Here is a 3710-nt window from a genome sequence, read left to right as displayed (position 1 = left end):
TTGATCTCGTCGGCGAGCAGGAAGTTGGCGACCACCGGGCCCAGTTCGGTGTCAAACTCCTCGCGGCCCTGACGGTAGATGCGGGTACCGATGAGGTCGGTCGGCACGAGGTCCGGGGTGAACTGGACGCGCGAGAAGCTGCCGCCGACGACTGTGGCGAACGTTTCGACGGCCAGGGTCTTGGCCACACCGGGAACACCCTCGAGCAGGATGTGACCGCGGGCGAGGAGTCCGACCAGGATGCGCTCGACGAGCTGATCCTGGCCGACGATGACTCGCTTGACCTCGTAGATGGCCTTCTCGATCAGCTTCGAATCGGCTTCGCTGAGCGCTGCGGAGTGCTGCTGGCCGTTGGCGGGCTGCGACGTCAAAGCCCAACTCCTGTCGTCGGTATTCGCGCCTGGTCACGAGGGAACAGTCGCGGTCGGTGTGGATCGGTCTGCACCAGCCTAGCGGCGCAACCGGGGTTAGGCGATCATGGCCGGTCCGCGCGTCCGCCGGTGGATCGACCTCCCTCGACTACCAGAGGCGCACGACCATCGGCATCGCACCACCGAGTCGCACCGGCGAGACCTTCACGACGTCACCCGACTGTGGTGCCTCGATCATCTTGTTGTCGCCCACGTAGAGGGCCACGTGCTGGCTGGCATTGGCGCCCCAGAAGATCATGTCGCCGCGCTGCATCTGCGCAATCGGCACCTGCGGGCCGGCGGTGTACTGATAGCCGGTGTAGTGCGGCAGGTCGTACCCGATGCCGGCGAACGCGTAGATCATCAGGCCCGAGCAATCGAAGCCGACCTTGTTGTAGTCGCCGTGCGCATCGGCCACTCCGCCGTCGCGGATCCCCTTGGTCGGGCCGTTGCCGTCTCCGCCGCCCCACGCATAGGGCAGGTTCAGCTGCGACATCGCACGGTTCACGACGACTTCGACCGCCTGCGGTCCGCGCAGGCCCGGCCGAACCTGTCCGCCGCCACCGAAACTGCCGGTACTGCCGAACAGTGCGCCGAGCGAACCGGTAGACAGTCGCGTCAGCGAGCCGTTGCCTCCGGTGCTGGTCACGTCGCTGCCGCTGAGCCCGAGTTCGTCGAACAGCTTCGACTGCGGGATCTGCTGTGATCCGATCACCGTGGCCAGCGTCTTCTGCGCGACGTCCATCGCGATCTTCGCGGCCGCCACGGCGGCGTCCATTGCCGCCTGGTTGACACCGCCGCCGTCGACCAGCGCGGGCAGACCCGGGATCGCCGGTGCCGAAACCCTGGTGGTGACACCCCGAAGGGCGTTGAGTTTGTTCTGCGTCTCGGCCCGCTTCGTCAGCAGCGCGACCTTGTTCCGCTGCTGCGCGGCCATCGCCTGCTGCGCGGTCTGCACGGCACCGATCGCATCGCCGCGACGACTTGCCGCACTGCGGACCGCCGAGGATGCCTGACGCCGCGATGCCTCCGCCGTCGCGGCGCGGTTGGCCTTCTGGTTGCGCGCGATCTTCAGCTGCTCGATGGTCCGGCGCTGGGCGGCGCTGACCCGATCGAGGACGCCGACCTGGTCGAGCACCTTCTGCGGGTCGTCGGCGGAGATGTAGTCGCGCATCGTGCCCGCTGCGCCCCGGCGGTACGCGCTGGCCGCGTAGGCGTCGAAGGACTTCTGGGCCGACGCCAGTCGCCGATCGGCGTCGACCAAGGACTTGCGGGCGCCCTGCGCCGCGACGGCGGCGAGGCGCTCGGCCACGATCGAGTTCTGGAAGTCGACGAGGGCGCGGTTGACGGCCTCTCGCTTGACCGCCAGCGTGTTGTCCAGATCCGTGAGGTTCTGGTCGGTGGTGGCGATCTGGTTGACCAGGCGCGAGATCTTCGCCGCCTTCTGATCGGTGGGCGCGGCACCGGCCGCGCCGGCCACCAGCGTCGATAGGGCGACCGCACTCACCAGCACACCACCGCGAAGCATCGCGGTGAGCCGGTGGCTCGTTCGAATTGCTCTGGTCTTCTGGTTTCGCCTCACGCCATTGCTCCTCAAATCCGCGAGGTGTACATCAAACGTCACAGGAACCTCACCTGCGACATCTGCACCGTACGTCACATCAGAAAGCATGGGAAACACCAGAAACAGAATTACAAACGTGGGATTACCTGCGCCGATGCTGTGATCAGCGGAAAAGGACCGGAATGTCCGGATGTCTCACTTTGGCAACATCAACGGCGGCCGCGCTCTCAGCGGCCGACCGGCGCCCGACTATCGGTATCGCCGGCCGCACCCGTATCACCATCGACGGCCGAAGACCCCTCGTCGACGGCTGCGCTGGACCGTGGCCCGGTGCCGCCCCGACGTGCGCGTCGCGTGGCGACCAGTCGGGCACCAACGGCCGCCACCAGGACACCGAGGGTCAGGACGATCGTGATGGCAGTCCAGTTCGTCTGCGGAGCCGTCAGCTGGTCGACCATCTGGCGCGCCGCGCCGGGCGGGTCGGTGAGCGTGAGATTCTGGGCGGCCTCCTCTTGGACCACCCGCGCGAACTGCGGTCCGGAACTGCCGACCGAGTCCGGCCCGAGCACGATCACGGTGCCGCCGGTCTTCGGTTGCAGGGTCAGCGCGATGTCCCGGTAATACGTGAACTTCGGCTGCTTGTCCGTCAGGACCACGACCTTGATGTCATAGCCCTTCGCCTTGGCATCGGCGACCACCGCCTTCAGCGCGGGAATCTGCGCGACCGGCCCGGCGACCCCCTGCGTCTGCAAGTCGCGCGCGATGGCCTCGATATCGATGCTGTCCGGCACGCTGGCGCCGTACGGAATCGTCGGTACCGCAGAACTGGGCTCGGGACTCATCGCAGGTGCGCCTTTCTCGCTACGCCTTACTTGCTGCGCAAGAGTACGACACAATGGAATCGCGCCGGGCCAGCAGCCCGCGACATCCCCGGCCTAGTAACAGTACACCCGTACTGTTAGGCTGAGGGTGTCGCGCCTATCGGTTGGCGCAGCAGACCCGGATCAACCCGACACAGCCCGTCGGTCCGTGCTGGCGCAAGCCCTCGTCAGCACGCCGAGGACACTAGAGGAGATGTTTTCGAAGTGAGTATTGATTCATTCGGCGCCCGCGGCACCCTCGAGGTGGGCGACAAGTCCTACGAGATTTTCCGTATCAACACCGTGAAGGGCATCGAGCGGCTCCCCTACTCGCTCAAGGTGCTCGCCGAGAACCTGCTGCGCACCGAAGACGGCGCCAACATCACCAAGGACCACATCGAAGCACTCGGCAACTGGGACCCGTCCGCCGATCCGAGCATCGAGATCCAGTTCACGCCGGCCCGCGTCCTCATGCAGGACTTCACCGGCGTCCCGTGTGTCGTCGACCTGGCCACCATGCGGGAGGCCGTCGCCGCCCTCGGCGGCGATCCGAACAAGGTCAACCCGCTGTCCCCGGCCGAGATGGTCATCGACCACTCCGTCATCCTCGACGTCTTCGGCCGCGCGGACGCCTTCGAGCGCAACGTCGAACTCGAGTACCAGCGCAACTCCGAGCGATACCAGTTCCTGCGTTGGGGCCAGGGCGCCTTTGACGACTTCAAGGTCGTCCCCCCGGGCACCGGTATCGTCCACCAGGTCAACATCGAGTACCTCGCCCGCGTGATCATGACCCGCGACGGCCAGGCCTACCCCGACACCTGCGTCGGCACCGACTCGCACACCACCATGGAGAACGGCCTGGGCGTGCTGGGCTGG

At 66.5% G+C, this 3710-nt stretch carries 4 protein-coding genes; 1 reads left to right on the top strand and 3 read right to left on the bottom strand.

Annotated features, from left to right (window positions below; genetic code table 11):
* The 3 genes from B4M62_RS02795 to B4M62_RS02785 all read right to left on the bottom strand — a co-directional run.
* Positions 1 to 371, bottom strand: a 371-nt coding sequence (locus B4M62_RS02795) for an AAA family ATPase (RefSeq protein WP_290704848.1), incomplete at its 3' end; no start/stop codon positions are given.
* Between the two features lie 148 nt (positions 372 to 519).
* Entirely contained in the window at positions 520 to 1938 is a 1419-nt protein-coding gene (locus B4M62_RS02790) for an NlpC/P60 family protein (RefSeq protein ID WP_290705032.1), read from the bottom strand.
* Between the two features lie 263 nt (positions 1939 to 2201).
* A complete protein-coding gene (locus B4M62_RS02785) occupies positions 2202 to 2816 on the bottom strand; it encodes a DUF6676 family protein (RefSeq protein WP_290704845.1) in 615 nt (204 codons plus the stop codon).
* Between the two features lie 249 nt (positions 2817 to 3065).
* Between B4M62_RS02785 and B4M62_RS02780 the strand changes: the two genes are divergently transcribed.
* A partial coding sequence (locus tag B4M62_RS02780; RefSeq protein ID WP_290705029.1) for an aconitase family protein occupies positions 3066 to 3710 on the top strand: 645 nt, incomplete at its 3' end.

It is taken from the genome of Gordonia sp. UBA5067, assembly GCF_002414845.1.
Lineage (GTDB): Bacteria > Actinomycetota > Actinomycetes > Mycobacteriales > Mycobacteriaceae > Gordonia > Gordonia defluvii.
This window is presented reverse-complemented; position numbering and strand designations above follow the sequence as displayed.